We start from the raw sequence: 24,515 nt of genomic DNA, 5'->3' as shown, positions 1-24,515 counted from the left end.
AGATAACGCGGAAATCTCGAGGTTCCGGGTTCGATGCTGTCGCATCGCCCCGGAATGACGGAGAGAGAACCAACCGGCTGCAGCATCTTGGCTGAAACGTCGGCTGATACTAATTTGCCGCCATGTTCGTTCGCTTGACGAGGCCGGTGCGCATCAAAGCGGGGTGGTTTGCTGCCCTGCTCTATCTGTTTTGCGTGTTGGCACCCGGCGCCGCGCTGGCGCTCGGCGAAGCCGCGTCGTGCCTCGCGCACCAGCCCGGGACGGCTGCCGCAGCGCATGTTCATGACGGCGCGCAACCGGAACATGGGGCCGCGCACCAGCATCACGCCAGTGCCGGCCATGTCATGACCGGGCACGCCGGGCATCAGCACGACGGCGATGCCTCGCCGGGGCCGTGCTGCGCGGTGCTGTGCGTTTCGGCGATCGCGGCCGATCCGCCTGCCGTCGCAAAGCCCTCGCCGCCGATCTCGCTCTGCGCTGCCGAGAACTTCCAGCTTCTGCCGGGTGAGGCTCCCCCTCTGCTCTATCGTCCTCCGATCGCCTGATCCGACATCACGATGGGCGGCTGTGCTTCGACAGCGCACGCATGCCCGCACCTTTCCACGAATCTAGCCCAACGTGCCGCGCGTCGCCGCGGCTGATCGTTGACGACGAGAGAGAACATCGGATGAAAAACATCATAACGGCTGGCCTTGCAGTGGCCGCCTTGTGCGCGTTGCCAGCGCCTGCGCATAGCCACGACAAGCATGCCCATGAAACCTATTCGGCCGGCGAGCCCGGTAATCCAAAGAAACCTTCGCGGACGATTCAAGTTGAAATGAGCGAAATGGCCTACACGCCCTCACGCATCGAGGTGAAGCGCGGCGAGCAGATCCGTTTCGTGATCCGCAATGTCGGCCAGGAAGACCACGAATTCCTGCTCGCCACGACCGAAGAGAACCTGAAGCACGCCGAGGATATGAAGCAACACCCGCACATGGAGCACGACGAACCTAACGGCGTGCGGCTGGCGCCAAAAAAATCGGCCGAGATCGTCTGGAAATTCACCAGGGCAGGCACGTTCGAATTTTCGTGCCTGATCCCCGGCCATCGCGACGGCGGTATGATCGGCCAAATCCTGGTGAAATGAGTGACGGCGAGGTGAAGCCAGAACTCAGGCTTAAGGGGACAACCAAGGGACCGCAGCAGGAGATCGACCAGATGAAGCAAATACTGGCCCGGCTCAACAATAGCGGATCCAAGCGGAACGGGCGAGCTTTCCGCTTTGAACGATCCGCAGATCCACGCCAGGTTATGCTGTGAAATCCCGCCAACGGAAAAGGTGAAGTCGATGAGCGAAACACTGCATTGCATCGCCCGGCGGTCCTTCCTCGGCGTGATCGCCGCCGTGCTGGCAGGCCGGACGATCGCGTCCGCCGCTGCCGCTAACCCTGTCGTGATTGTCCACAAGGACCCGAATTGCAGCTGTTGTTCCGGCTGGGCCGACCATCTGCGCGCGGCCGGCTTTCCGGTCGAGGTGCATGACGCTGCCGATCTTGCGCCGAGCAAGCAGCAGCATGGCATTCCGCCTGAGCTCGCCGCCTGTCACACCGCCGTCGTGAGCGGCTACGCAATCGAAGGACACGTGCCGGCGCTCGCGATCCAGCACTTGCTGGCGGAACGTCCGAACGCCAAGGGTCTTGCCGTTCCCGGCATGCCCGTTGGGTCGCCCGGAATGGAAGGTGGGCCTCCCCATCCCTACACCGTCGTACTGTTCGGGCCGGCTGGGCAAACGCCTTACATGCGCTTCATCGGAACGCAGCGGATTGACACTTAGTCCGCAGAATGCGGTGGAGCGAAGCGCTACCCATCGTCTACACTCCATTCAAGAAGGGTGATGGGTATCGCGAAGTTTATCATCGGGCCGACCAAAGGCCGGATCCGTTGCCTCCACCCATCCTACACTGGCGCGGTACGAGTCCGAAAAATGCTGTACAAGGCGATGGAGAGCGCGCGCCGGTTCGTCGCTGAACATTGGCGCGGCCGAGGTGAAGGCAAGGAAACGAGACGCCAGTGCGAAGGATCGATGATCAGACTTTTCTGCTCTTGCTGTTTGCCGTTACGCTGGCATTCGCCTGGGTTTTGCAACCGTTCTACGGCGCCGTTCTGTGGGCGATCATCGTAGCCGTCATCTTTGCGCCAGTGAATCGGGCGCTGCTGCGATCGATGCCCGGCAGGCCGAACCTCGCGGCCCTGGTAACCGTCCTGCTCATCGTCGCGATCGTACTCATACCGCTGGCGATGGTTGCGGCCTCCCTGGTGCAGGAAGCGACGAGCCTTTTTGAGAAGATCAGGTCCGGAGAATATGATTTCGCCGGCTACATCCAGCGTGTCTTCGATGCGCTGCCGGCCTGGGCAACCGGTTGGCTGGAGCGGTTCAACCTGACCAATCTTTCAGGGCTTCGCGAAACATTGTCGTCCAACCTGATGAAGGGCGGTCAGGTCCTGGCTCCCCAGGCGCTTACTATCGGGATGAACACTTTCGAGTTCGTGATCAGCCTCGGCATCATGTTGTACCTGCTGTTTTTCCTGACGCGCGATGGCAGGGCAGTGGCGGACCTGATCAAGCAGGCTGTTCCACTCCGCGGCGATCAGAAATCAGCGCTCTTCACCAGGTTCGCCGATGTCGTTCGCGCCACCGTCAAGGGTGGGGTTCTGGTGGCCATTGTCCAGGGCGCGCTCGGCGGTTTGGCGTTCTGGTTCCTCGGGGTTCACGCGCCGATTTTGTGGGCCGTGCTGATGGCATTCCTGTCGCTGTTGCCGGCCATCGGAGCCGCGTTAGTCTGGCTCCCCGTCGCGATCTACTTTCTGGCAACCGGCGCCGTTTGGCAGGGCATCGCGCTGATCGCCTATGGCGTGCTGATCATCGGCCTAGTGGACAATGTGCTGCGTCCATTCCTGGTCGGCAAGGATACCAAGCTGCCGGATTACGTTGTGCTGATTTCCACGCTCGGCGGCATCGAAGTCTTCGGCCTCAACGGTTTCGTCATCGGCCCGCTGATCGCCGCGATCTTCATGGTGAGCTGGGAGATTTTTTCGACGTCCAGGCGCACGTCACGGGATGAGCGTGTGGGCGATCGGTAGCGATCGGTAGCGTTCAGCAACCGCCGTCATTGCGAGCGAAGCGAAGCAATCCACTTGTCCGCACGGGGATAGATGGATTGCTTCGTCGCTTCGGTCGCAATGGCGGTCGTGTCGCCTACCCCAACTCAAAGCTTGTCACCCCGAACACCCGCTCCAGCCGCAGCGGCGGGATTGCGCCGGTATACATGCGCGCCGTCTCGAACACCGGCGCGAGCCCAAAACCTTCCGCCAGCGCGACCGCGTCGCGGTTGATGCTGGGCACGTCCAGAAAAATCTCGCCGCCACCCACCTTGGCAAGCAAGGCGGACAATACCGCTTCCGCGGTAGCGCGGTCGTCGGCCACCAGCGGCCCGATCTTAAAACCCTTCCGGCACGGCCGGATCACACCCCAGCCCGCCAGCCGGCCATCGCGCACGACCGCGTACCCGACATGTCCGGGCGAGCCGATCCAGGCCCGCAGGAACGCCGACCGCCGCGCCGGAAACACCGTTGCGTCTTCTGCTTCCACGTCAGCCAGCGGGACTTCGCTCAGGTCAATCACCTTGGTCTGCGGCGAACTCGGTGCCGCGACCATGCCGCCATAGCGTACGTTGGCGTAAGCGAGTTCGAATCCGGACTTCCTGTAATTGTCCTGCTGCGCCGTCACGCCATCGAGCCCGATCACGCGCGCGCCGGCATGCGCAATGGCCGCGTTCCATATCCGCAGACCAAATCGTTTGCCGCGCAAATCCGCCCGCACGATGTAAAAGCCGAGAAAGGAAAAGCGCGCGCCGTAATTGACGCAAGAGACGGTCGCGACAGGTGCGCCATCGATCTCGCCGATGAAAAAGCCGTGCGGATCAACGGACGAAAAACAGGTCGCATCCGCAAGCCCCGGATTCCAGCCTTCGGCGGCGGCCCAGTCGATGGCGAGTGAGATTTCATCCGGCCGCATCGTGCGGATGGTGAAGTCGCTCATGATGACGATCCTTTGGATGTGTCACACCAGCCGTCATTGCAATGACGCGCCAGGCTGAGGCATTCACAATTACGACTATCGCCGACACGCGAATGTGTGCGCAGTCCAGAAATGGCACACTTCTTCGCGCAAAATAACATTGCGCAGCTCGATTTGTTTAGCGAAAATTAACCACGCTGGCTGGCGCGGCTTGAGTAGTTGGAGGCTTCACACATGTACCGATCATCGCTCACGCTGGCTTTCGTTGTGCTGTGTTCCACGGCGGCCGCGGCCAGCGACCTGTCATCCGTCTACGTCGCGCCAGGCGGAATCTACGCGCCTTCCGCAAACATCAATGTGCGCCCGCGACCGGCTTATCGGCCGTACGCGGAACCTGATTACCGATATCGCTCTTACGGTGTGCCGGACCCCGCCTACCGTGCACCGGCAGCGGTCTATGGCGAGTACGGAACGCCCTACCCCGCGCAGCCCGTCTACGTCGAACGCGCGCCCGCCTATCCCGACCGCTACTACGCGCAGGAGTACGACTATGCGGGCGAGTACGCGCCGCGGCCGCCGCTGCCCGTGCCGTATCGTGCGCGGGCGCAATGCGACGACGGCTATGGCAGGTGGAGCTACTGCGATTGAGCCGCGAAGCTCGCGCGGGTTCGTAGTGCGGTGGTGCGCCTACATTCCTGTTGCGCGCGACGTATCGGCTGACGCACGGCTAACATTTGCTATGACAGCGTGAGATGCGCGGAGCACCCGCGTCTGCCCGGTGTGAGCGTCAGGCTGTATCTGCTGCAGCAAGGGCCTTGGCTCCGTCAGGAGTTGAGGCCCTTATTTTCAACGCATGTAGACAAATGCCGGCGAAGTGCTTCCGGTAACTTCCGGCCAGTCGTCGGACACGCGCCAAGCGGCCACTCCGACGCACACGGTGAGCATCAGGGACATCACGAGCAGAAGCATAAAGGAAAACTGGCTCAACTTCCTTGCCCCGCAAAACCAGACTCGAATTTTGAGGAAGCCAGCACGGACTGCCGAGTCGCACAATGCAGTTCGGTTGACCTAAGCGGAGTTTTCCCCACGCGGCCCGATCGTTCTATCTCGCCGCAAGATGGCGGCTTGAAAGATCGCAACCGCAACCATCACGGCCGCAATCCGTCTGCGCCCAGTAAGACCAAGTCCCTCCACATAATCCGGCAGGGCTCCTGCCAAACATTGAAACAAAAATTGATGGAACCCTGAAGAAAAACGGGGAAAAACCCAAATGAGGTCTTGATTTGCCTTCTTTGTTTAGCGGGGGCGCTGTGAGTAACGCGTATGACTGATCAACAATTGGCTATTCGCGCGATTGGCGAGGCGCAACTCATACTGGAAGAATACCTGCAACCACGGCCGCAGAATAGTGAGCGTATCCTCGACAAGTTGGTAGAAGTTCTCGAACGTCCCGATGTGATGGCTGCTGTGAGCCGCTTGCAGCAACGTAGTTGCTTCGAGCCACGCAAATGAGCAAGCAGCCCTCATCAATGGCTCTGACGGCTTTCGTTGCTGCGCTGCTGTTGTTGGGGATTCCAGATGCGGAAGCGAAACAGGAATGCAGCGCCGCGGCGCCGTCAAATCCGAATGGAAAATGGTGGTCGTATCGTCTCATCGACGGACGAAAATGCTGGTACGAGGGCAAGCCGGGGCTTTCGAAAGCCTTGCTGGAGTGGCCCAAGGGCGTGGCCGCGCAACCGTCGCTCAAGGACGTTGTGACCATAGTCCCTGAAAAGCGTTTCAATCCACTAGACGCGCAGGCGTGGGTACCGAAAGAAGCCGTGCAAGCGTGGGCACCGGAGGAAGCCGTGCAAGCGCGGGCGCCGAATTACGTCCCTGACACTTTTGATGAGTTATGGAGCGGAAGGATCTGGCTTTTAGATTAGAAAATTGACGGTGCGCCTGGTTCTTGGCTTCGGCTCTTACGTGAGTCGCCCTTAGAGGAGGGTGCAGTGAGTGACGTACGAGGTGCGAATGACGCCGGGCGGTGCCAGCCGCCTCATCATCCGACTTGCAATCATTGCGGCGGCATCGCGCGGCCCGTGGTGATCCTCGACAGTCGCCAGGGCAAGAGCTTTCGCCTCCTCCGCTGCCTTAGCTGCGAGAAAACGGACTGGGCTGAAGAGCGGTAGCCGTTGCAATCGAGAGCACGGTCGTGGCTAACAATAGTCGGACATCGACTAGAAGCATCCAGCCCATGCGCGACGCCATAGGGAGCTGAAAGTCAGGCAGATTACTTGGCCACTGCCCGCCTAGGACAGCCACTGCTCCCGCATCAATCGCGCAACAGCGCGGCCTCCCGAAGGGTCCGGCTCGAGGCTAAGACGAAGGCGAGCCCCAACGCCATCAGCAGCGCGCCAAGCCAGGTTGTCATCCAGCCCCAGCCGTCATCGGCCACCGCGGCGATTGGAGAGGCGACCGGCGGGGCCGGAGGCACGAAGACCGCAACCGTGGCGCTTGGCGCCGGTGCGGCTGCCAGAAGTGTCTCCGCGTCGAGCCGGCGCGGCGTGGGGTGGTCAGGCGTGAGCTGATCGGTCGCGCGGCTGGCGACAGTTGCCGGCGGCACGAAGGCTGCGGGCCCCGTAGTAGCCGGGACGGAAGCGGCCTCGACAACCTTGAGCTCGGGCGCAGGTTGCGTCGGCTGAGACGTTTCCGCCGGTGCGGAGCGGAGCAGCTCCGCACGCGCATCCATGACCGCCTTCTGCTTGGCCCGCGCGGCCTCATTCTCCTCGACAGCGGCGGCACGAGGCTTCGCGGCGCGACGACGAACCTGCTTCACCGTCGCGGTTCCCTCGGCAGCCTGGAACCAGCATTTGCGCCCCCCCTCTGAACGATACACCCAGCGCTGACCTTCCGCCGTCGACGTACCGGGTCGTGGCAAGCACTCCCGTTCCTTTTCCGCGGGAGCAGGCTCAGGGGGCTTCGGGGGAGAGACATTGAACAAGTCTGCAAGCGGATTCGAAGATGCAGGCGAAGTCGGGAGACTTGCGAGAAGGACAAAAGCGGCGATGCAAGTTCGCAAATGACCGGACATGAGAACCCCAGTGTTGCGCCCTCCCCGCACCGACCTTTGGCCGCGACCTGGGTCACAATAGGGCTCAAATCCGGCAAGGCGATGGATTCATTCTGGCCTGGGAAACGAGACCGGGGCGCGAGTGCCGGGCAGCCGCACGAAAGGCGTCCACGGTGACTTCCTACTCGTCTCGAACCTCGATGGGTCGGTTGAAACCCAGGAAGTCATGTTGCTGACAGCATCGATGTGGCAGGGACAGCCCCCATGCAATGCTGTACCTCGTCCGGCACGTTATAGTCGCGCATGACAGGGTGGCTGTCGCGCAAGCCACACGCCTCTCGCTGCACCACGAACATCCAGAGCGCGTGGCCGGCCTCCGTCACCAGGAGGCGCCGTGCCTGCTGCGCTGACGCCGGCGCTCCCGAGCGTGGATGGGTGGCATCGAACTCCCGCAGCCTGGCGAGGGCCGCTTCCAGCGCTCGCCCCATCCGTCCGAGCGCAACGGCCTGGTCCTGGGCGATCTCATAGTTGAGAACGTCGACGGCAGTGCGATCAAGGCGAAAATCGCGGGACATGGGGAATGTATAGCGCCACATGGATCGCATGCGCAACGACGCGCGTTACTGTTGCGATCGCTGCCTGGGTTTGATGCTGATCGAGCTTAGCAGTGTTGCGGTCCCGATCATCGCTGCGATGCCAGTGAGACTCAATGCTACCTGCATCGCAAGTCCGTCTGAAATGCTGAGCAGCGCCGCGTAGCTGGCGAACGTCAAGAGAACGCCGAGGCAATAGATTGGCAGCGAGTTCTGGCCACAGAGGATCGCGTCGCGCATCACCGGCGTCGCCAGCCCTCGCCACTTGCGGGGCACGAGCCATGACGCCAAAACCGCAAGGGCCAAAAAATGCAGCAGTCGCAATGGATCGAGATTCGATTTGTCCAATGGGTAAATCAGTTTCGCCAACGCCTCCGGGATCAGTGCCTCCAGCGGTCTGATGCGCCAGCTCAATGCGATGACCAGGGTTAAGAGCAGATACAGAACGGCAAGCATAAGCGTCGTGCGTGACGTCACCCACGACCGAGGACTCTTGCCCTCGATCATCCACCACGCGCCAAGCACGAACAGCAATTGCCAGGCCAGCGGATTGAAAGCCCAGTGGCCGTTCGGCCACGCCGGGAAGGTCCAGCCAAAGGCATGCACCAACAGATAAAGCGCCAGCGAGGCAGCAAGCGTCGCGTTCGGCGCTCGCAGCAGCAGCCACAGCAGCGGCGCGAACAAGAGATGAAGAAGCACGAAGACTGCCAACACGTCGGTATTGACCGGACGGTATTGCAGGATCGCCGCGCGCGCGAGCGTCGCTCCGGGATGGTCCAGCAAGATACGCGTATTGCTCTCGTCAGCAAGACGGCCAGTGCCCGCGAGGTGAACCAGGATGACGCAAGCGAGCGTGAGCAGCAGAAATGCAACGTAAATGTCCCAGCTTCGCCGCAGCGTTCGGCTGATCACGCCGGTCCAGCCCTCGCAGCGCCATGCCCTGCCGTAAGCCAGCGCGCAGGTTACGCCCGAGACGAACATGAACATTTCCGCGGCATCGCTGAAGCCGTAGTTCCGCAACGTCAGCCAAGCTCCGACGTTGTCGGGAACATGGTCAAGAAAGATGAACCACAGCGCGATGCCTCGGCAGGCATCTATTCGCAGGTCGCGGCCTTCGCCTTTCAGCTCCGGCAGCTCGCCGACCACGAACTTGGGGATGGTAATTCGGTCGTGCATCTGGGTCGTCCCGAAACCAGCAAAATGGACCTGCCGCTCGAGCTCTGGTGTGAGCTCGTTCACCTTTAAGCATCTATTTTTTCAGGTGAATCTGCGCGCAAGCGTTGAGCGCTGTCGGCGTTGCACGTGATCATTTGAGCCGCGCGATTGAGGCCGCCCGTCACTAGGACTTGCGACGCCTCCGTTCTTGCCTTGAGCGCGAACCGGTACTCGTAAGGAATAACTTCAATCGGCCGGCGCGATCCAGGAGTACCAGATCATGAGCCACGTGAAACTCTATACGAACCAGCTCTGTCCTATGCGCACCGCGTCCGCCTGACGCTCGCCGAGAAGGGAATTGACGCCGAGCCGATCGAGATCGATCTCAGGAACAAGCCTTCTGATTTCGTGCATATATCGCCGGACGGCAGGATCCCACTGGTTGCACGGGGGTGCGAAAATCTGCCCGATCCGCCATTGATGCCCGCGGCGCCGGCGGATCGCGCGCGCAATTGGATCAAGCTCGCGGATGAACAGCTCTACTCGACTACGCATAGATTCATCTTTACGCGCGAGGCGGAGGCCAGACGTGAGCTGGCCGCGCAGTTGCTTGAGACCATGTTCAGTTCCTCGAGAACGAGATGATGGCACGACGCCCCCGCAGCGGACCCTATCTATTCGGCGATCGGTTCACCCTCGCGGACATTGCGTTGTACCCATGGTTCGAGCAGTCGGACGTCCTCGAACAACTCAGCGAATTTCGCCTGCCCCTGGCTGCCGCGGGCTCTCCGAGTGGCGCCAGGCCGTGGGCGAGCGCAAGGCCGTTCGGCAATACGCGCGAACCACTGATTGGTATGCAGTTCGCTATCGCACCTATCTCGCCGCATGAAAGGGGCTGCCGCGAAGTCGGAGCAATGGGCGGTGACAATGTCCGGTCTTGGTCCCATTCCGGAATGATTGAAGGTTAGTTCACCGCCTTCACTTGGGCTTGACGACTAGGGCATGGAACTCAACCGAAGGTGTGCTGGTTAGGCGGTGGAGCCGTTTGTCAGCAAGGCCTGGCGTGCGGAGCTGCGGCTGCTCCAACGAGGTCAGCCGCCTCGTCCGACTCATTCGGGCGCCTGAAGACAGCCGGTAGCAAAGGCTCGTTACTCGCGCTGTCGAGAAGGCCTCTTTATGGATCGAACAAACCAGCGGCACGCAGCGCAAAATCTTTAGGGAGAAACGCCATGGCGGTCCATTTCAACCACACGATCCTGTCGGCGCGCGACAGCAAGGCTTCCGCGAAGTTCCTGACCGAGATATTGAACCTTCCAGCCCCGAAGCACTGGGGGCCGTTTGAGATGGTCGCTGCCGAAAACGGAGCCTTTCTCGATTACATGGACACCGACGAAATCGCGCCGCAGCACTACGCCTTTCTGGTCAGCGAAGCTGAGTTCGACGAGATTTTCGGTCGGGTTCGGGAACGCAAGCTTGCTTACTGGGCCGATCCGGCGCGCAAGCATCCCGGCGAGATCAATCGTCACGACGGCGGACGCGGGGTCTACTTCGAAGATCTCAACGGTCACCTCCTCGAAATCATCACCCGCCCCTATGGCAGCGGCGGATGGAATCCATGAAGGCCGCCGGCGAGAAGTGGCTTGTTAGAAGCCAGCTTCAAGCCGTTCCAATGAATCAGATCTCGCAGTCGACTGAATTCAAAGCCTTACGCAAGCCGCCAAACGCGCTTAGCCGACAGGGCTCGGTGTCGCTGACGGTCTTTCGCCGCTCGGAAATGGTAGCTTGCTTGATAGCGGTGGTCTTTGGCTTCGACTTAGGACGGGCGGCGGTGGCAACCTTCTTTGGACGGGCGTCGGTGGTGGCCTTCTTTGATTTGGGATCGTGTCGATGACGGTTGATCACCCTCGAGGGCTCCGAAGAACCGACACTGATGCCCTGCGGCGGAGAACTGCGTTCGTCGACGAGAGCGCGATGACTTTTCTTCGAATCGTCATCCCGCCCTATCTCTTTGATTTGAGCATGATCTTCGCGCGAACCCGTTCCGCCTTTGTCGCGAGGGAAAACCGGTACTGACTTTTCGCTAACGCGGCCCTCTGGGTCCGGATCATGCTCTAGAGCACGCTGCGCTGGCGTCTCGCTGTTCGCCGCGGCAAATTCAAGTCGGTCAGCTTTCGCCAACGCAGCATGTGAATCGGAAATATGTGAATCGGAAACGCCTACGGTTGTCTCGGCAAGCGGCTGGACCACCACCACCTCATTACGCGCAGGAGTTCTGAGTTCCATTGCCGCGAGCACGCCAACACCCAATGGGATGAGGAGGCCCAACAACATCATTCTCAGCATGATGCTTCCTCCACTTTGTTTAGTGGCAGTGAAAATTCTCCGGTCTAATGAGGCAACTTGGCGGCGGCCCGCGTAATAACTCGACCCATGTACAGTCTGTTTGCCAACAAGGTTAACCCACCGGCGTGGATGTTCCCGACGTGCGAACGTGAATGGAGGAGCAAGATCGCTATTCGGCGATTTCACGGACGACACGGCAAGGATTGCCTGCAGCAAACACGCCCTGAGGAATGTCCCGCGCCACAATGCTTTCCTCGCCGATCAGTGCCCGCGATCCGATCCGGACGACGGGCAGAATGATCGCTGCGCCGCCGACCCATACGTCCGATCCAATTTCGATAGGCTTGCCGAATTCTTCCTTTCGGCGCTGTTCGGCGTTCCAGGGGTGCATCGGCGTCGGAATTTGCACGGCCGGACCGAACAGCGTGAAGTCACCGATCTTTACCGGGCATACGTCCAGCACCACACAATTGAAGTTGAAGAAGACGCGCTCGCCGAGTTCGATGTTTGAGCCGTAGTCGCAGAAGAACGGCGGCTGCATCCACACCGTTTCTCCGCCGGCGCTGAACAAGTCTGTCAGTATGCGACGCCATCCATCGCACACGAGACCGCGGGTGCTAGCCGGCACCCGGCATTCCCTGCGCCCACTTTTTGGGCGAAAAGTTTTGGCAAAGCCCGGGCGGAATGCGCCGCGGGAATGTGGAGGTGTGTGTGCTCGTCATTCCAGGCCGATGCGAAGCATCGAACTATGGTGCGCAATTGCGCACCTGAGAATCTCGAGATTCCGGGTCTGGTCCTGCGGACCATCCCGGGATGACGGTCTTTGCTAAGGCCAACCCCGCCCCGTTAACCCTTTGCTAACCATACACCCGGCAAGAATTGCCGGGTGAAGTCGAGTGTCGTCGGCCGCGTAGAACGGGAGGAACCCCGTGGACGCCAGTGCGGTGCCTCACTTTCGGAACGGCGGCCCTTCGGCCGCCGCCAAGACGTCTGGCGCCCGATGGCGGCAGGCGCGGGGGGAAGCGGCTACCATGGTCGATGTCACGGCGGGTCAGGGCGGCGCAGGCACAGGCGGCAAGTTTCCATCCTTGAACGAAATCGGCGATATCCTGAAGCGCGGCGATCTGGCGCTGGCGCTCGGCGTCCTCGTCATCCTGGTGGTGCTGATCCTGCCGCTGCCGGCGATCGTGCTCGACCTGTTCCTGGCGATCTCGATCACGGTATCGATCCTGATCCTGATGACGTCGCTGTTCATCCAGACGCCGCTGGAATTCTCGTCATTTCCGACCGTGCTTCTGATCTCGACCATGCTGCGGCTGTCGCTGAACATGGCCTCGACCCGGCTGATCCTGTCGCACGGCCACGAGGGCACGGCCGCCGCCGGCCACGTCATCGAAGCGTTCGGCAATTTCGTGATGGGCGGCAATTTCGTGATCGGAATCATCGTGTTCGCTATCCTCGTGATCGTGAACTTCGTCGTCATCACCAAGGGTTCGGGCCGCATCGCCGAAGTCGCCGCCCGCTTCCAATTGGATTCGATGCCGGGCAAGCAGATGGCGATCGACGCCGATCTCTCTGCCGGTCTGATCGACGAGCAGACCGCCAAGGCTCGCCGCAAGACGCTGGAAGACGAAAGCGGCTTCTTCGGCGCCATGGACGGCGCCTCGAAATTCGTCCGCGGCGACGCCATCGCCGGCCTCCTGATCGTGTTCATCAACGTGATCGGCGGCATCATCATCGGCGTCGCCCAGCAGGGCATGAGCTTTGGCGATGCCGCCCGCACCTACACCATTCTGACGGTCGGCGACGGCCTGGTGACGCAGGTGCCGGCGCTGATCGTCTCCACCGCCGCGGGCCTCTTGGTGTCGAAGGCCGGCATCACGGGTGCGGCTGACAAGGCCCTGATGAAGCAGCTCTCGGGTTACCCGCAGGCGCTCGGCATGTCGGCCGGCGTGATGCTGGTGCTGGCGCTGTTGCCGGGCATCCCGATGCTGCCGTTCCTGGCGCTCGGCGGCGGCGCCGCGGCGCTGGCCTGGAAAGCGCGAAACCACAACAACGTCACCAGGGCTGCCGAAGCCGCCGCGGCCGCTGCGCCCGAGCTTGCGGCGGCTGCCGCCAACGCCGCGGCCGAAGAGCCGATCGCCACCGCGCTCAAGATCGACGACCTCAAGATCGAGCTCGGCTATGCGCTGCTGCCGCTGGTCAACGGCCCTGACGGCACCGACCGCCTGACCGAGCAGATCAAGGCGTTGCGCCGCTCGCTCGCGATCGAAATGGGCTTTGTGATGCCCGCCGTGCGCATCCTCGACAACGTCCAGCTCGAGGCCAACACCTACGTCATCAAGATCAAGGAAGTGGACGCCGGCACCGGCAAGATCTGGCCGAACCAGTTCATGGTGATGGACCCCGCCGGCAATCAGGTCGGCGTGCCCGGCATCCACACCGTCGAGCCGACGTTCGGCCTGCCGGCCACCTGGGTCGATGCCGCGCTGAAGGAAGAGGCCTCGCTGAAGGGCTACACGGTGGTCGACGCCGCTACCGTGCTGTCGACACACCTCACCGAGCTGCTCAAGAACAACATGAGCGACTTGCTGTCCTATGGCGAGGTGCAGAAGCTCTTGAAGGAACTGCCGAAGGAACAGGGCGAACTGGTCAAGGACATCGTGCCGAGCCAGGTCACGGTCTCGGGCATCCAGCGCGTGCTGCAACTCCTGCTGGCCGAGCGGATCTCGATCCGCGACCTCTCCACCATCCTCGAAGGCATCGCCGACGCGCTCGCCTTCTCGCGCAACCCGGCCACCATGGTCGAGCACGTCCGCGCCCGCCTCGCCCGCCAGATCTGCGCGCAGAATACCACATACAACGGGTATCTGCCGCTGATCGCGCTGTCGGCGCGGTGGGAGCAGGCGTTTGCGGAATCGATCGTGGGCCAGGGCGAAGAGCGCACCCTTGCCATGCAGCCCTCAAAACTGTCGGAGTTCATGACCAGCGTTCGCAACGCCTTCGAGCAGGCAGCGCGCGAGGGCGAGGCGCCGGTGCTGGTCACCTCCGCTGCAATCCGCCCGTTCGTGCGCTCGCTGGTCGAGCGGTTCCGCTCGCAAACCACCGTGTTGTCGCAGGCGGAAATTCACCCGCGCGCGCGGCTGAAGACGGTTGGCAGCGTCTAGCTCCGCTATGGGCGCGGCGCAAATCACCGGCGAAAACGGCGCAGCCTTTTCGCCACAGGCAAATGGTTTGTCGAAAATGACCGATACGGCACCATTCGGCGTTGAGAAGCGGTGACCTCCGCATAAACTACTATAGAGACTGAATTTTTGTTCATGTTCGGCGATCGCCGCGGCTGTTCCGATCGCGGCCCTTCAAGTCTTTTCACCGCCTTGTGATTGCCTCTTTGGAACGGGATCGCGGATTCCTACGTTTCCCGACGCGAGACGTTGAACCAGCCTGCGGACGCATCCAACAAATCCGTAGGCCGGAGGCGGCAGGAGACTTCCATGAACCATTCGATCTATAGCGCAGATCGCACGACCCATCTCAAGATCGTGGTCGTGGCACTCGTGGCAGGTATCGTGGTCGCCGGGTTCAGCATCTCCGCGCGCAACAGCTCGGATGAAGGTCTCACCCAGACCGCGAGCACGAGCGTGATGAAGGCCGGCAAGCCGGTGGCGATCACCAGTTCCGGTAACTCAGTCGTACGTTAACGGAGGAATCCGAAAACACAGGAATTCACGGAATTCACGCGGCTCTTTACAGCCCCCCAAAGTCGCCACGTGGATATATAAGACCCCAACTACCCCCAAGTTGACTGCGAAAACGCCCGCTCCCCACGGGCGTTTTCTTTTTGTGGCGTGCTGCTGTTGCCACCCTCGTCCGCCCCCAGCAGGCGCTAGCGAGCAGCCGGCACCGTCTCGATCAGCCTGCCGGTAAAGATCGGCGCCGAGGTCGGCTGGCCGCTTGGCGAGCCGCCGGCCTGCTCGACCGTTACCGCATAAAGCGCGGTGTTGATCGTACTGGCGTCGTAGTCGGCGAGCACCGGGCGCGCGGTGAAATCGCTGCCACCGATCACGCCGAGCGAGCGCGGCCGCGGCAGGCGGTCGGAAATCAGCCAGAGCTCAAAGCTCTTGCCGGGCTCGGCATCGGCGCCGACCTTGCGGACCGTGAAGTTTTTTGTCGCGGCGTCGACCGTTAAAATAAACGCGGGCGCGCCGCCGTCACGCTGCAGCAGCGCGACATATTGGGCCGAGGGTGTCGGCGGTGGCGCCGGCGTCTTCACTTCGACGGTCTGGATGCGCGGCTGCGGCCGCAGCGCCTCCGGTAATAGTTCCGGCCGATAGACCTGCACCGCCAGCATCGCGATCAGCGCTGCGGCAATTGCGGTGGCGAAGGAAGCCACGTTGCGCCAGCGCTTCGCGCGACTGGACAACTGAATGATATTGTCTGCAACCGGACCGTCCGTGACGGCGGGCTGCGCCTCGGCTACCGCGGGAGCCACCGGCTCAGCGGTGGGTTCGGGCGGCGGCGCAGTCTGCGGCGCCTCAGGCAGCGTCAGCGGCGCCTGCGCTTCCGTGGAACGTCCAATCGCGGCCTTGATGTTTTCCCACACGATCGGACGCGGCTCGACGGAACCGACCATCTGGTTGAGCACGCCGAGCCGGTATTCCCAGGCGTGAACGAGCGCGCTGTATTCGGCATCGACGGCCATCATGGTCTCGACCTGCGCGCGCTCGCCGGCGTCGAGGGTGCCGAGCGCATATTCCGCGGCGAGCGCGATATGGTCTTCGCTATAGGCCATCGTTCAAGACCCGGACCCCAGTCCGAGACACTCCCTTATCTCCATCATGCTGCGGCGCAGCCACGTCTTCACCGTATTCACCGGCGTCTCGAACTTGGCGGCGAGCTGTTCGCGGCTCCAGCCGTTGTAATAGGCGAGCAGCACGAGCTTCTGCCGATCCGGCTCCAGGCGACCGACGCATTCGAGCAACCGCTTCAACTCTTCCGTCATCTCGCGCCGCGCCAGCGGATCGGGCGACTCGGCCGCCACTTCCATCGCGGTCGGCTCCTCCTCGATCGAGCTTTCGCCCTTCTTGCGCACCACGTCGATCGCCCGGTTGCGCGCGATCGACGCCATCCACGTGATCGGCGAAGCGAGCGCCGGGTTGAACTGTCCCGCGCTGTTCCAGATCTTGACGTAAGCCTCCTGAATGACCTCCTCCGCGAGGTCCTGACGCCGCAAGATACGGAGCACGACGCCGAAGAGTTTCGCGCGCGTGGCGGCGTAAAGGCGCTCAAAAGCGGCCTCATCCCCCTTCGCCACCGCGGCAATCAGCCAGACCAGCTCCGCTGGCGTCAGCATTCAGCGACCCCCACAATCCCGCTCCTCCAATGCGTCCTGCGCCGGAGCCGACGAGAAGTTTCGTAGCATACCTTGCGTCACAGGGGCCACCAAGTCGCCGATTCCGGAAGGTTGGCCAAGAAAGATTGGCCAAGAAAAACCCAGGCCGCGAGGCCCGGGTTTTCGATTCCTTCAACCGATGGTGTGAGAAGCGTCAGGCGACGCCAAGCCGGGCGCGCATCAGGCCGATACTGTCCATGTCGGCCTGTTCGCGGGCGCTTTCCTCGGCGCGCTCGCGCGCCTGGTCGCGCTCGTCGAGCAGTTCGACCTTTTTCAATTCCTCGAAGGCTTCGCTGAGCAGGCTCTTGGCATCCTCGAGCTGGATGCGCAGTTCGTCGGCGGAGCGGGTCAGGTTTTCCCGGCGCTGGATCGCGGCCTTGGCGTAGGTCGGATAGGCGAAGTGCGAGGGGTCGTTGATTCCGGCCCGCTCCTGCTCGGTCTGGATTTCGCGCTCGAGATCAACCGACATGCGCTGGAAGTCGGCGATCATGCCTTCGATCTGGGTAACCCTTCGGCGCTTCTCGTCGACCTGAAATTTCTTCAGGCGGATCAGCGTTTCTCGTGACTTCATCGACTCATACTCCCCAGAAGTCCCAATCTGAACGCGGGACGGAGCCGGCTCCCTCGGGGGACCCCACCGGCGTCGTTAATCATGTGCCGGGGATGATGGCCTGACAAAGTTAGCGTTCCGTTTCCAAATTGGCGAGGATCTGCGCCAACTGGCGGTAGCCGTCATCAAGGCTCGAGTTTTCGTCCTTGGCCTGGCGCAGAAAGGCTTCCAGCGGCTCGTGCAACCGGATCGCCTCGTCGACCTCCGGGCTCGAGCCTGCCCGATAGGCGCCAAGCCGGATCAGTTCCTCCATGTCGGCGTAGGCCGCCATCACCTGGCGGCCCCGCATGATGATGGGAAGATAGTCGGGATTGGCCGATCGCGGCATGGTGCGCGAGACCGATTTAAGAATATTGATCGCGGGAAACCGTCCGCGCTCTGCAATCGAGCGCTGCATCACGACGTGGCCGTCCAGAATGCCGCGCACCGCATCCGCGATCGGTTCGTTATGGTCGTCGCCGTCGACCAGCACCGTGAAAATGCCGGTGATGGTGCCGACGCCGGTGCCCGGCCCTGCCCGTTCCAGGAGTTTTGGCAGTTCCGTGAACACCGTCGGCGTATAGCCTTTCGCGGTCGGCGGCTCGCCGGCCGACAGCCCGATCTCGCGCTGCGCCATCGCAAAGCGCGTGACCGAATCCATCAGGCACAGCACGTCCTTGTCCTCGTCGCGGAAATATTCTGATATCGCCAGCGTCAGGTAGGCGGCCTGCCGCCGCATTAAGGCGGGCTCATCGGATGTCGCCACCACCACGACCGAGCGCGCCAGGCCTTCGTCGCCAAGATCCTCCTGCAGAAATTCCTGCACCTCGCGGCCGCGTTCGCCGATCAGGCCGATGACGGTGATATCGGCATCGACATTGCGCGCCAGCATCGACAGCAGCACCGATTTGCCGACACCGGAACCGGCGAAGATGCCGAGCCGCTGGCCGCGGCAGCAGGTCAGGAACGTGTTGAGCGCCCGCACGCCGAGATCGAGCGGCGCCCCGACGCGCTTGCGCGAATGCGCGGGCGGCGGCGCATTGCGATAGGGCATCGGCGACGGGCCTTGCACCAGCGGCCCCTTGCCGTCGATCGGCTCCCCCATGGCGTTGATGACGCGGCCGAGCCAGGCCGGCGACGGCCGCACCTGGCTTGCCGCGGTCGCAATGACCGCGCGGCAACCACGCCGGACGCCGTCGAGTCCACCGAACGGCATCACGACAGCATTGCTGCCGGAAAAGCCGATTACTTCGGCCGAGATCAAGCGGCTTCCGCCGGTCTCGATGACGATGCGGGCGCCGACCGACATCGCATGGATAGGCCCCGCGATCTCGACCATCAGCCCGCGCACGCCCACAACGCGGCCATATATATTGACGCCGTCGATATCGCCGATCTGCTCCGCGAGCGCCTTCATTGCGAAAACCTTAAGTTTCCGCGCTTTAACGGAGGGCGCTTAACCTCGTGTTTACCCGCATCATTAATCATTGCGTCACTGTCTTTGGTGACTGAGAGCGCTTGCCCGTCAGAAGAAGGGCTAAACGCGGGAGTCGGTTAGGCCCGTCTCTTAATCTGGAACCTGAGTGGGCACTGTGGAGAAAAGCTGCTTCCGAGCAACATCTTAGGGCGATTCGCTAGAAATTGCACTTAAAGAGCTTGCGAACCGGAATCAGATTTTGTTAACCATGTGTCTGTCAGGATCCGAATCAGTTGTTAAAGGCGTTTTGAGTGCCGCAAGTGCGGCCGACCTGACGCCCGGAGCGGCGGACTAAAGGGGACTGGCATGCGCGTTTTGCTGATAGAAGATGACAGCGCCGTCGCGCAGTCGATCGAATTGATGCTGAAATCCGAGAGTTTCAACGTCTACACGACGGATCTCGGAGAAGAAGGCGTCGATCTGGGTAAGCTTTACGATTACGATATTATCCTTCTCGACCTCAACCTGCCCGACATGTCCGGCTACGACGTGCTCAAGCAGCTCCGGGTATCGAAAATCAAGACTCCCATTCTGATCCTCTCCGGCCTCGCCGGCATCGAGGACAAGGTCAAAGGTCTCGGCGTCGGCGCCGACGACTACATGACCAAACCGTTCCACAAGGACGAGCTGGTTGCCCGCATCCACGCGATCGTGCGCCGTTCCAAGGGTCACGCCCAGTCGGTCATCCAGACCGGCGATCTCGTGGTCAATCTCGACACCAAGACGGTCGAGGTCGGCGGCCAGCGGGTTCACCTGACCGGCAAGGAATACCAGATGCTGGAGCTGCTCTCGCTCCGCAAGGGGACCACGCTGACCAAGGAAATGTTCCTCAACCACCTCTATGGCGGCATGGACGAGCCCGAGCTGAAGATCATCGACGTCTTCATCTGCAAGCTGCGCAAGAAGCTCGCGAACGCCTCCGAAGGCCGCAACTTCATCGAGACCGTGTGGGGCCGCGGCTATGTGCTGCGCGAGCCGCACGAGGTGGACGAGCGCATCCCCGCCTGATCAGGGCTTACGGCGAGCCGCAAGGCTCACTCCTCCCGGCTGGACCCCGCCCGAAATGGCGGGGTTTTTGTTTGGGCAGTGTTTCTGTTTGGGATTGAACCCGCCACTCGGATGCGTCGACTGACAGATCGTGTGAACCTACCGGAACGCACGAGTCGGGGCGAAATTCATTGATCCTGCAATTCCTCGCCGGGCTGCCAGCGTTCCTGGTTTACTTCTGCACGGCGATTGTCGCCGTGGTGGCTTACCTGTTCGTCTACACCCGCGTCACGGCGCACAACGAGTTCGATCTGATCCGCGCCAATGAGCCGGCCGCCGCGATTGCGCTGGGCTTGAGCCTGCTCGGCTGCCGCTGGTCAGCGCTATCACCCATTCGGCCAATGTCTGGGATTGCCTGATCTGGGCCGCGATCGCGCTGATCGTGCAGATCATCGTCTATTACCTCGTCAGGGTTCCGGTGCCGAACCTGTCGAAGCGGATCGCATCGGGCGAACTCGCCGCCGCGATCTGGCTCGGGCTGTCCTCGCTGGCCGCAGGCGCGATCAACGCCGCTTGCATGACCTACTGACCATGGCGAACAATTCAGAGCCTGAATTCGGCAAGCGCAAACCGGTCTCGGTGCCGGCGGCGCCGCGTCCCGTTCCGCCGCCGCCGGCCAAGCGTTCGGGCCATGTCGCACTCCTGCTCATGGGCACGTTCGCGGTCGGCGCCACCGCCTACACGCTGATGCCGAGCCGCACTTGCGAGCAACCAAACCCGAACTTGGCATCGCCGACGCAAAACACCGCCGAGTGCTCCTCCCGCAGCTCTTCCTCGGGCCATGGCGGCAGCTCCAGCGGCGGCTCGTCGCGCAGCGGTTACTATGGCAGCGACTCCTCCTCCTCGAGCCATTCCTCCTCCGATTCCGGCTCACACGCGGTGCAGCGCGGCGGCTTCGGCTCCTTCGGGCATGCCATCGGCTTCTCAGGCGGTTGAGTTTCATGCAGCGGATCGTCTGCTTCGAACGTGACGACTGGCCCGCCACCGCCGAAAGCGTCGGGTTTACTTTTCACACCGTCAATGGCGAACGCTATTGGGATGAACGGGCCTATTACGCGTTCACGCTGCAGGAAATCGAACGGCGGATCGAGGCGCCCACCGCCGAGATCGATACGATGCGCCTTGAGCTGGTCGGCCGCGTGATCAACGACGAAAAATATTTGCGCCGATTGAAAATACCCGAAGCGTTCTGGCCGCTGATTTCCGAAAGCTGGCGCCGCGATGATGCCAGCCTCCACGGCCGGTTGGACCTTAGCTATGACGGCTGGAGCCCGGCGAAACTGCTGGAGTACAACGCCGATGCGCCGACCTCGATTTTCGAAGCGGCGGTTTTTCAGTGGGCCTGGCTCGAACAGGCGATGGAGCGCAACATCATCCCGAAGCGCGCCGACCAGTTCAATTCAATCCACGAGCGCCTGATCGACGCCTGGAAGAAATATGGCAGCGCCAAGCATCTTCATCTCACAGGAATGACCGACAATGCCGAGGATAACGGTACGCTGGCCTATCTGCAGGACACTGCGAGCCAAGCCGGATTGAAGACGACATTGATGGACATCAAGGAAGTCGGGTTGGATGGCAATGGCCGCTTCGTCGATCTCCGCGACCGCGCCATCGAGCTCGCCTTCAAGCTCTATCCCTGGGAATGGATGTTCCACGACACGTTCGGCGAAAAACTCGCAACCGCGCCGACCCGCTGGATCGAATCGCCATGGAAGGCGATCCTCTCCAACAAGGGCATCCTTCCTCTGCTGTGGGAGATGTTTCCGAAGCATCCCAATTTGCTGCCGGCCTATTTCGAGGATGATCCGAAGGCGGCACTGCTCGGCTCCTCGTTCGTGCGCAAGCCGCTCTATTCGCGCGAAGGCGCCAATGTTGCGCTCGTCAGCGCCGGCACCACGCTGGCGGAGCAGCAGGGCCCCTATGGGGCGGAAGGATTCATCCGGCAGGCTTTCGCGCCGCTGCCGAGCTTCACCGACCTATACCCGGTGCTCGGGAGCTGGCTGGTCGATCACACGCCATGCGGCCTGTCGATCCGCGAGGACCAGAACCCGATCACCGGCAACACGTCGCGTTTCCTGCCGCACGCGATCTTGTAGCGCGGCAACATGCCGAGGTGCAGGCTGAAGAACAGGGTCAGCCCGCCGCGGCAACCGCCCGCAGGGTTTGCGGCACCAGGGTCGACGCCCCCACCCGCATCACCGGTGCGATGTTCGGACGATAAAGTCCGCGTCGCTCCGGATAGGGCTTGAAGCTGTTGGTGATGCCGACCACCGATTCGGCAGCGCCCAGCGCCAGCACGCCATCGGACTCCAGCATCCGCGAGAGCCGCTCGAAGATGTTAGCCTTGGTATTCTGATCGAAATAGATCAGCACGTTGCGGCAGAAGATGATGTCGAACACGCCGAGATGGGAGAAGTCCTGCAGCAGGTTGAGCTGACGATGTTGCACCATGCTGCGGATCTCGGCGTTGATCTGCCAGAGCTCGCCGTTCTGGGTGAAATATTTCACCAGCAACTGGATCGGCAATCCGCGCTGCACCTCGAACTGGCTGAAGATACCGGCCTTCGATTTTTCCAGCACCGCCTGCGACAGGTCGGTCGCGACGATCTCGGTGCGCCAACCGGACAGCAGGGATCCCGCCTCCTTCAGGCACATCGCGATCGAATATGGTTCCTGCCCGCTGGAGGAAGCTGCGCACCAGATGCGTAAAGCGCGGCGGGCCGCACGCGCCTGCACCAGCGCCGGAATGACCGCTTCCCGCAAATGATCGAACGGAATCTTGTCGCGGAAGAAAAACGTCTCGTTGGTGGTCATCGCCTCGACCACCTCCGCCGTCAGCGCGTTGGCCCCGCCCTTCATCTTCTCGACGAGTTGGGAAATGCCGGGCAGGCTGGACTTGCGGGCCAACGGCAGCAGCCGGCTTTCGACCAGATATTGCTTGTCGGCCGAAAGATCGAGCCCGGAGCGCTCTTTCAGAAGCTTACGCAGATACTCATAGTCTGAAGGCGTCACGAACGATCTCCCGAAAACAACCGAACCAGTTTTGGCGCGATGTGATTGAGCGGCAGAACCGCCGCGCAAATACCTGCATTGGCGGCCGCGCCCGGCATGCCCCACACCACGCTGGTCGCTTCGTCCTGGGCAATCACGCTGCCGCCGGCGGCAACGATCTCCTTGCCGCCGCGCATGCCGTCGGAGCCCATGCCGGTCAGAATCACCGACATGATGCCGCCCTGCCAGACGTCGATGGCGGAGTTGAACAGCGGGTCCACCGCAGGCTTGCAGAAATTCACCGGCGGCCCGTCGTCGAGCGCGATCGTGGCGTCCGCGCCATGGCGCACGACGCGCATGTGGCGGCCGCCCGGCGCAAGATAGATCCGGCCGGGCTTGACGATCTCGCCGTCAACGGCCTCATGCGCCGATCGACGGCTCGCACGTGCCAGATGCTCGGCGAGAATCGTGGTGAAGGTTGGCGGCATGTGCTGGGTGATCAGCACCGGAAAACGATCGATCACCGGACCGATGTCGGCGACCAGCGCCATCAGCGCCTGCGGGCCGCCGGTCGACGAGCCGATCAGAAGCACACGCGGCGCCAGCATGCTGAAGGGCCGGCGCGCCAGTGGCAGTTGCGCAACCGGTGCGGCGACCGGATGAATGGATACCTCGCGCGCCCGCTCGGCTGGTGCCGGAGCCGGGCTCGCGCCCGGCGACGCACGGCGGCGGGCCCTGGCGCCCAGATGGCGAATCTTCTGGATCAGATCGTGGTGGAAGGTCTCGGCAGCGGTGGCCTCGCGCGTGCTCTCCGGCTTTGGAATGTAGTCGGCGGCGCCGAGCGAGAGCGCCTTGAAGCTGATCTCCGCATTGCGGCGGGTCAGCGTCGACGCCATGATGATGACGAGGTCGCGCTTCTTCGCAAGCAACTGGGGCAGCGCCGAAATGCCGTCGAGCTCCGGCATTTCGATATCGAGCACGGCGACATCGGGCTTGATGCGATCGATCTGGTTGACGGCGTCGAGGCCGGTGCGCAAGGAGGCGGAGACCTCCATGTCCGGCTCGGCGCCGATCCAGCGCGAGATCATCCCGCGTATCACGACGGAGTCGTCGACCACCATCACGCGCAGCTTGTCTTGCCTTGTCGAGATTGGCGGTGGAGACTTCGTTAACGCAACACTCATTACTTCACCCGACCCAACTCAAGCGGCACACTTGCAAAACCGACGCCGACGGCCGTTGAGCCGCCGGGATCACATAGAGATCAGATCAGGCCGACTTCCTGGAACTTCGCCGTGACGATGTCCTTGTCGAACGGCTTCATGATGTATTCGTTGGCACCCGCATGCAACGCACGCGCGATGTGCGCGACGTCGTTTTCGGTGGTGCAGAACACCACCTTGGGCGCGTCGCCACCGGGCATGCGGCGCAGATTGCCGAGGAATTCGTAGCCGTCCATGACCGGCATGTTCCAGTCGAGCAGGACTGCCTCGGGCATCGCGCGCTTGCAGACTTCAAGCGCCTTCTCGCCGTCCTCGGCTTCGACGATCTGAAAGTCGAGACCTTCGAGGATACGTCGTGCGACCTTTCGGATGACGCTCGAGTCATCAACGACCAGACATGTTTTCATTTTAGGGCTCCACCTACATCAATTCCCAAGAGGGATGTTTCCGTACCGGGTTGGATTTTCATGCCGCCATCAGGTCGGGTATGATTTCGAGGACGCGATCGACGTCGAGGACGACCATGAGCTGGCCGTCGAGGCGGTGCACGCCGCCGGCGAGCTTGGCCATGCGGGGGTCGAGATTGACGG

At 62.1% G+C, this 24,515-nt stretch carries 27 protein-coding genes and 3 pseudogenes; 16 read left to right on the top strand and 14 right to left on the bottom strand.

Features of this window, described 5'->3' with window-relative positions:
- Positions 1-146: 146 nt before the first annotated feature.
- The 4 genes from CQ13_RS11040 (at position 147) to CQ13_RS11025 (ending at position 3,123) form a co-directional block, all read left to right on the top strand.
- A complete protein-coding gene (locus tag CQ13_RS11040; RefSeq protein WP_245309132.1) occupies positions 147-545 on the top strand; it encodes a hypothetical protein in 399 nt (132 codons plus the stop codon).
- 122 nt (positions 546-667) lie between these two features.
- Positions 668-1,129, top strand: coding sequence for a cupredoxin domain-containing protein (locus tag CQ13_RS11035; protein ID WP_057842929.1), 462 nt, complete (start codon positions 668-670; stop codon positions 1,127-1,129).
- Positions 1,130-1,330: 201 nt separating this feature from the next.
- The gene (locus CQ13_RS11030; RefSeq protein WP_057842928.1) at positions 1,331-1,816 is read left to right on the top strand and encodes a DUF411 domain-containing protein; all 486 of its coding nucleotides are present in this window, start codon (positions 1,331-1,333) and stop codon (positions 1,814-1,816) included.
- 236 nt (positions 1,817-2,052) lie between these two features.
- Positions 2,053-3,123 (top strand): AI-2E family transporter, encoded by a 1,071-nt coding sequence (locus tag CQ13_RS11025; RefSeq protein WP_057842927.1) that lies wholly within the window; start codon positions 2,053-2,055, stop codon positions 3,121-3,123.
- A 115-nt stretch (positions 3,124-3,238) separates the two neighbouring features.
- Here CQ13_RS11025 and CQ13_RS11020 read toward each other — a convergent pair whose 3' ends face one another.
- Positions 3,239-4,081: a GNAT family N-acetyltransferase gene (locus CQ13_RS11020; RefSeq protein WP_057842926.1), complete on the bottom strand. Its 843-nt coding sequence runs from the start codon at positions 4,079-4,081 to the stop codon at positions 3,239-3,241.
- A 213-nt stretch (positions 4,082-4,294) separates the two neighbouring features.
- Here CQ13_RS11020 and CQ13_RS11015 point away from each other — a divergent pair, with 213 nt between their 5' ends.
- The 3 genes from CQ13_RS11015 to CQ13_RS44345 all read left to right on the top strand — a co-directional run bounded on the left by CQ13_RS11015 (position 4,295) and on the right by CQ13_RS44345 (position 5,985).
- Positions 4,295-4,708: a hypothetical protein gene (locus CQ13_RS11015; RefSeq protein WP_057842925.1), complete on the top strand. Its 414-nt coding sequence runs from the start codon at positions 4,295-4,297 to the stop codon at positions 4,706-4,708.
- Positions 4,709-5,383: 675 nt separating this feature from the next.
- Positions 5,384-5,572, top strand: a complete 189-nt coding sequence (locus CQ13_RS40870; protein WP_082637412.1) for a hypothetical protein — start codon at positions 5,384-5,386, stop codon at positions 5,570-5,572.
- The gene (locus tag CQ13_RS44345) at positions 5,569-5,985 is read left to right on the top strand and encodes a hypothetical protein (protein ID WP_197427310.1); all 417 of its coding nucleotides are present in this window, start codon (positions 5,569-5,571) and stop codon (positions 5,983-5,985) included. The genes CQ13_RS40870 and CQ13_RS44345 overlap by 4 nt, the downstream gene beginning before the upstream one ends.
- A gap of 389 nt (positions 5,986-6,374) precedes the next feature.
- Here CQ13_RS44345 and CQ13_RS10995 read toward each other — a convergent pair whose 3' ends face one another.
- The 3 genes from CQ13_RS10995 to CQ13_RS10985 form a co-directional block, all read right to left on the bottom strand.
- A complete protein-coding gene (locus tag CQ13_RS10995) occupies positions 6,375-6,878 on the bottom strand; it encodes a hypothetical protein (RefSeq protein ID WP_057842921.1) in 504 nt (167 codons plus the stop codon).
- 458 nt (positions 6,879-7,336) lie between these two features.
- On the bottom strand, positions 7,337-7,687 hold the full coding sequence (locus tag CQ13_RS10990) for a DUF6665 family protein (RefSeq protein WP_057842920.1): 351 nt from the start codon (positions 7,685-7,687) through the stop codon (positions 7,337-7,339).
- A gap of 45 nt (positions 7,688-7,732) precedes the next feature.
- Entirely contained in the window at positions 7,733-8,881 is a 1,149-nt protein-coding gene (locus CQ13_RS10985) for an OpgC domain-containing protein (RefSeq protein ID WP_057843010.1), read from the bottom strand.
- A 219-nt stretch (positions 8,882-9,100) separates the two neighbouring features.
- Here CQ13_RS10985 and CQ13_RS47080 point away from each other — a divergent pair, with 219 nt between their 5' ends.
- The 3 genes and pseudogenes from CQ13_RS47080 to CQ13_RS10975 all read left to right on the top strand — a co-directional run bounded on the left by CQ13_RS47080 (position 9,101) and on the right by CQ13_RS10975 (position 10,479).
- A complete protein-coding gene (locus CQ13_RS47080) occupies positions 9,101-9,505 on the top strand; it encodes a glutathione S-transferase family protein (protein ID WP_082637411.1) in 405 nt (134 codons plus the stop codon).
- Positions 9,499-9,828: pseudogene (locus CQ13_RS47075) on the top strand (glutathione S-transferase C-terminal domain-containing protein); the annotation flags it as partial. The gene CQ13_RS47080 and the pseudogene CQ13_RS47075, both read left to right, overlap by 7 nt.
- A gap of 261 nt (positions 9,829-10,089) precedes the next feature.
- Positions 10,090-10,479: a VOC family protein gene (locus CQ13_RS10975; protein WP_057842918.1), complete on the top strand. Its 390-nt coding sequence runs from the start codon at positions 10,090-10,092 to the stop codon at positions 10,477-10,479.
- Positions 10,480-10,534: 55 nt separating this feature from the next.
- On the opposite strand, the gene CQ13_RS10970 is transcribed toward CQ13_RS10975, so the two are convergent.
- Both CQ13_RS10970 and CQ13_RS10965 read right to left on the bottom strand, forming a co-directional pair.
- A complete protein-coding gene (locus tag CQ13_RS10970; RefSeq protein WP_057842917.1) occupies positions 10,535-11,203 on the bottom strand; it encodes a hypothetical protein in 669 nt (222 codons plus the stop codon).
- Positions 11,204-11,372: 169 nt separating this feature from the next.
- Positions 11,373-11,744 carry a sugar O-acetyltransferase gene (locus tag CQ13_RS10965; protein WP_197427302.1) on the bottom strand — a complete coding sequence of 124 codons (372 nt, stop codon included), beginning with the start codon at positions 11,742-11,744 and terminating at the stop codon, positions 11,373-11,375.
- 490 nt (positions 11,745-12,234) lie between these two features.
- Between CQ13_RS10965 and flhA the strand changes: the two genes are divergently transcribed.
- Positions 12,235-14,370, top strand: coding sequence for a flagellar biosynthesis protein FlhA (gene flhA / locus CQ13_RS10960; RefSeq protein ID WP_057842916.1), 2,136 nt, complete (start codon positions 12,235-12,237; stop codon positions 14,368-14,370).
- A gap of 327 nt (positions 14,371-14,697) precedes the next feature.
- Positions 14,698-14,904: a hypothetical protein gene (locus CQ13_RS10955; RefSeq protein ID WP_057842915.1), complete on the top strand. Its 207-nt coding sequence runs from the start codon at positions 14,698-14,700 to the stop codon at positions 14,902-14,904.
- Positions 14,905-15,089: 185 nt separating this feature from the next.
- Here the strand turns inward: CQ13_RS10955 and CQ13_RS10950 are convergent, their stop codons facing one another.
- From CQ13_RS10950 to fliI, 4 genes are all read right to left on the bottom strand, one after another.
- Positions 15,090-15,995 carry an anti-sigma factor gene (locus CQ13_RS10950; protein WP_057842914.1) on the bottom strand — a complete coding sequence of 302 codons (906 nt, stop codon included), beginning with the start codon at positions 15,993-15,995 and terminating at the stop codon, positions 15,090-15,092.
- A 3-nt stretch (positions 15,996-15,998) separates the two neighbouring features.
- On the bottom strand, positions 15,999-16,556 hold the full coding sequence (locus CQ13_RS10945) for a sigma-70 family RNA polymerase sigma factor (protein WP_057842913.1): 558 nt from the start codon (positions 16,554-16,556) through the stop codon (positions 15,999-16,001).
- Between the two features lie 193 nt (positions 16,557-16,749).
- Positions 16,750-17,166, bottom strand: coding sequence for a flagellar export protein FliJ (fliJ, locus tag CQ13_RS10940; RefSeq protein WP_057842912.1), 417 nt, complete (start codon positions 17,164-17,166; stop codon positions 16,750-16,752).
- 109 nt (positions 17,167-17,275) lie between these two features.
- Positions 17,276-18,601: a flagellar protein export ATPase FliI gene (fliI, locus tag CQ13_RS10935; protein ID WP_057842911.1), complete on the bottom strand. Its 1,326-nt coding sequence runs from the start codon at positions 18,599-18,601 to the stop codon at positions 17,276-17,278.
- Positions 18,602-18,967: 366 nt separating this feature from the next.
- Between fliI and ctrA the strand changes: the two genes are divergently transcribed.
- The 4 genes and pseudogenes from ctrA (at position 18,968) to CQ13_RS10915 (ending at position 21,807) form a co-directional block, all read left to right on the top strand.
- Positions 18,968-19,669 (top strand): response regulator transcription factor CtrA, encoded by a 702-nt coding sequence (ctrA, locus tag CQ13_RS10930; protein WP_057842910.1) that lies wholly within the window; start codon positions 18,968-18,970, stop codon positions 19,667-19,669.
- Between the two features lie 170 nt (positions 19,670-19,839).
- Positions 19,840-20,237 (top strand): annotated as a pseudogene (locus tag CQ13_RS10925) (DUF350 domain-containing protein).
- 2 nt (positions 20,238-20,239) lie between these two features.
- On the top strand, positions 20,240-20,644 hold the full coding sequence (locus CQ13_RS10920; protein WP_057842909.1) for a hypothetical protein: 405 nt from the start codon (positions 20,240-20,242) through the stop codon (positions 20,642-20,644).
- Positions 20,645-20,649: 5 nt separating this feature from the next.
- A complete protein-coding gene (locus tag CQ13_RS10915; RefSeq protein WP_057842908.1) occupies positions 20,650-21,807 on the top strand; it encodes a glutathionylspermidine synthase family protein in 1,158 nt (385 codons plus the stop codon).
- Between the two features lie 37 nt (positions 21,808-21,844).
- On the opposite strand, the gene CQ13_RS10910 is transcribed toward CQ13_RS10915, so the two are convergent.
- The 4 genes and pseudogenes from CQ13_RS10910 to CQ13_RS45550 form a co-directional block, all read right to left on the bottom strand.
- Positions 21,845-22,723 carry a CheR family methyltransferase gene (locus tag CQ13_RS10910; RefSeq protein ID WP_057842907.1) on the bottom strand — a complete coding sequence of 293 codons (879 nt, stop codon included), beginning with the start codon at positions 22,721-22,723 and terminating at the stop codon, positions 21,845-21,847.
- Positions 22,720-23,886: a protein-glutamate methylesterase/protein-glutamine glutaminase gene (locus CQ13_RS10905; RefSeq protein ID WP_057842906.1), complete on the bottom strand. Its 1,167-nt coding sequence runs from the start codon at positions 23,884-23,886 to the stop codon at positions 22,720-22,722. The genes CQ13_RS10910 and CQ13_RS10905 overlap by 4 nt, the downstream gene beginning before the upstream one ends.
- A gap of 80 nt (positions 23,887-23,966) precedes the next feature.
- Positions 23,967-24,332 carry a response regulator gene (locus tag CQ13_RS10900; protein WP_028347253.1) on the bottom strand — a complete coding sequence of 122 codons (366 nt, stop codon included), beginning with the start codon at positions 24,330-24,332 and terminating at the stop codon, positions 23,967-23,969.
- 58 nt (positions 24,333-24,390) lie between these two features.
- Positions 24,391-24,515, bottom strand: a pseudogene (locus CQ13_RS45550) (chemotaxis protein CheW); the annotation flags it as partial.

It is taken from the genome of Bradyrhizobium retamae (genome assembly GCF_001440415.1).
Classification (GTDB): domain Bacteria; phylum Pseudomonadota; class Alphaproteobacteria; order Rhizobiales; family Xanthobacteraceae; genus Bradyrhizobium; species Bradyrhizobium retamae.
This window is presented reverse-complemented; position numbering and strand designations above follow the sequence as displayed.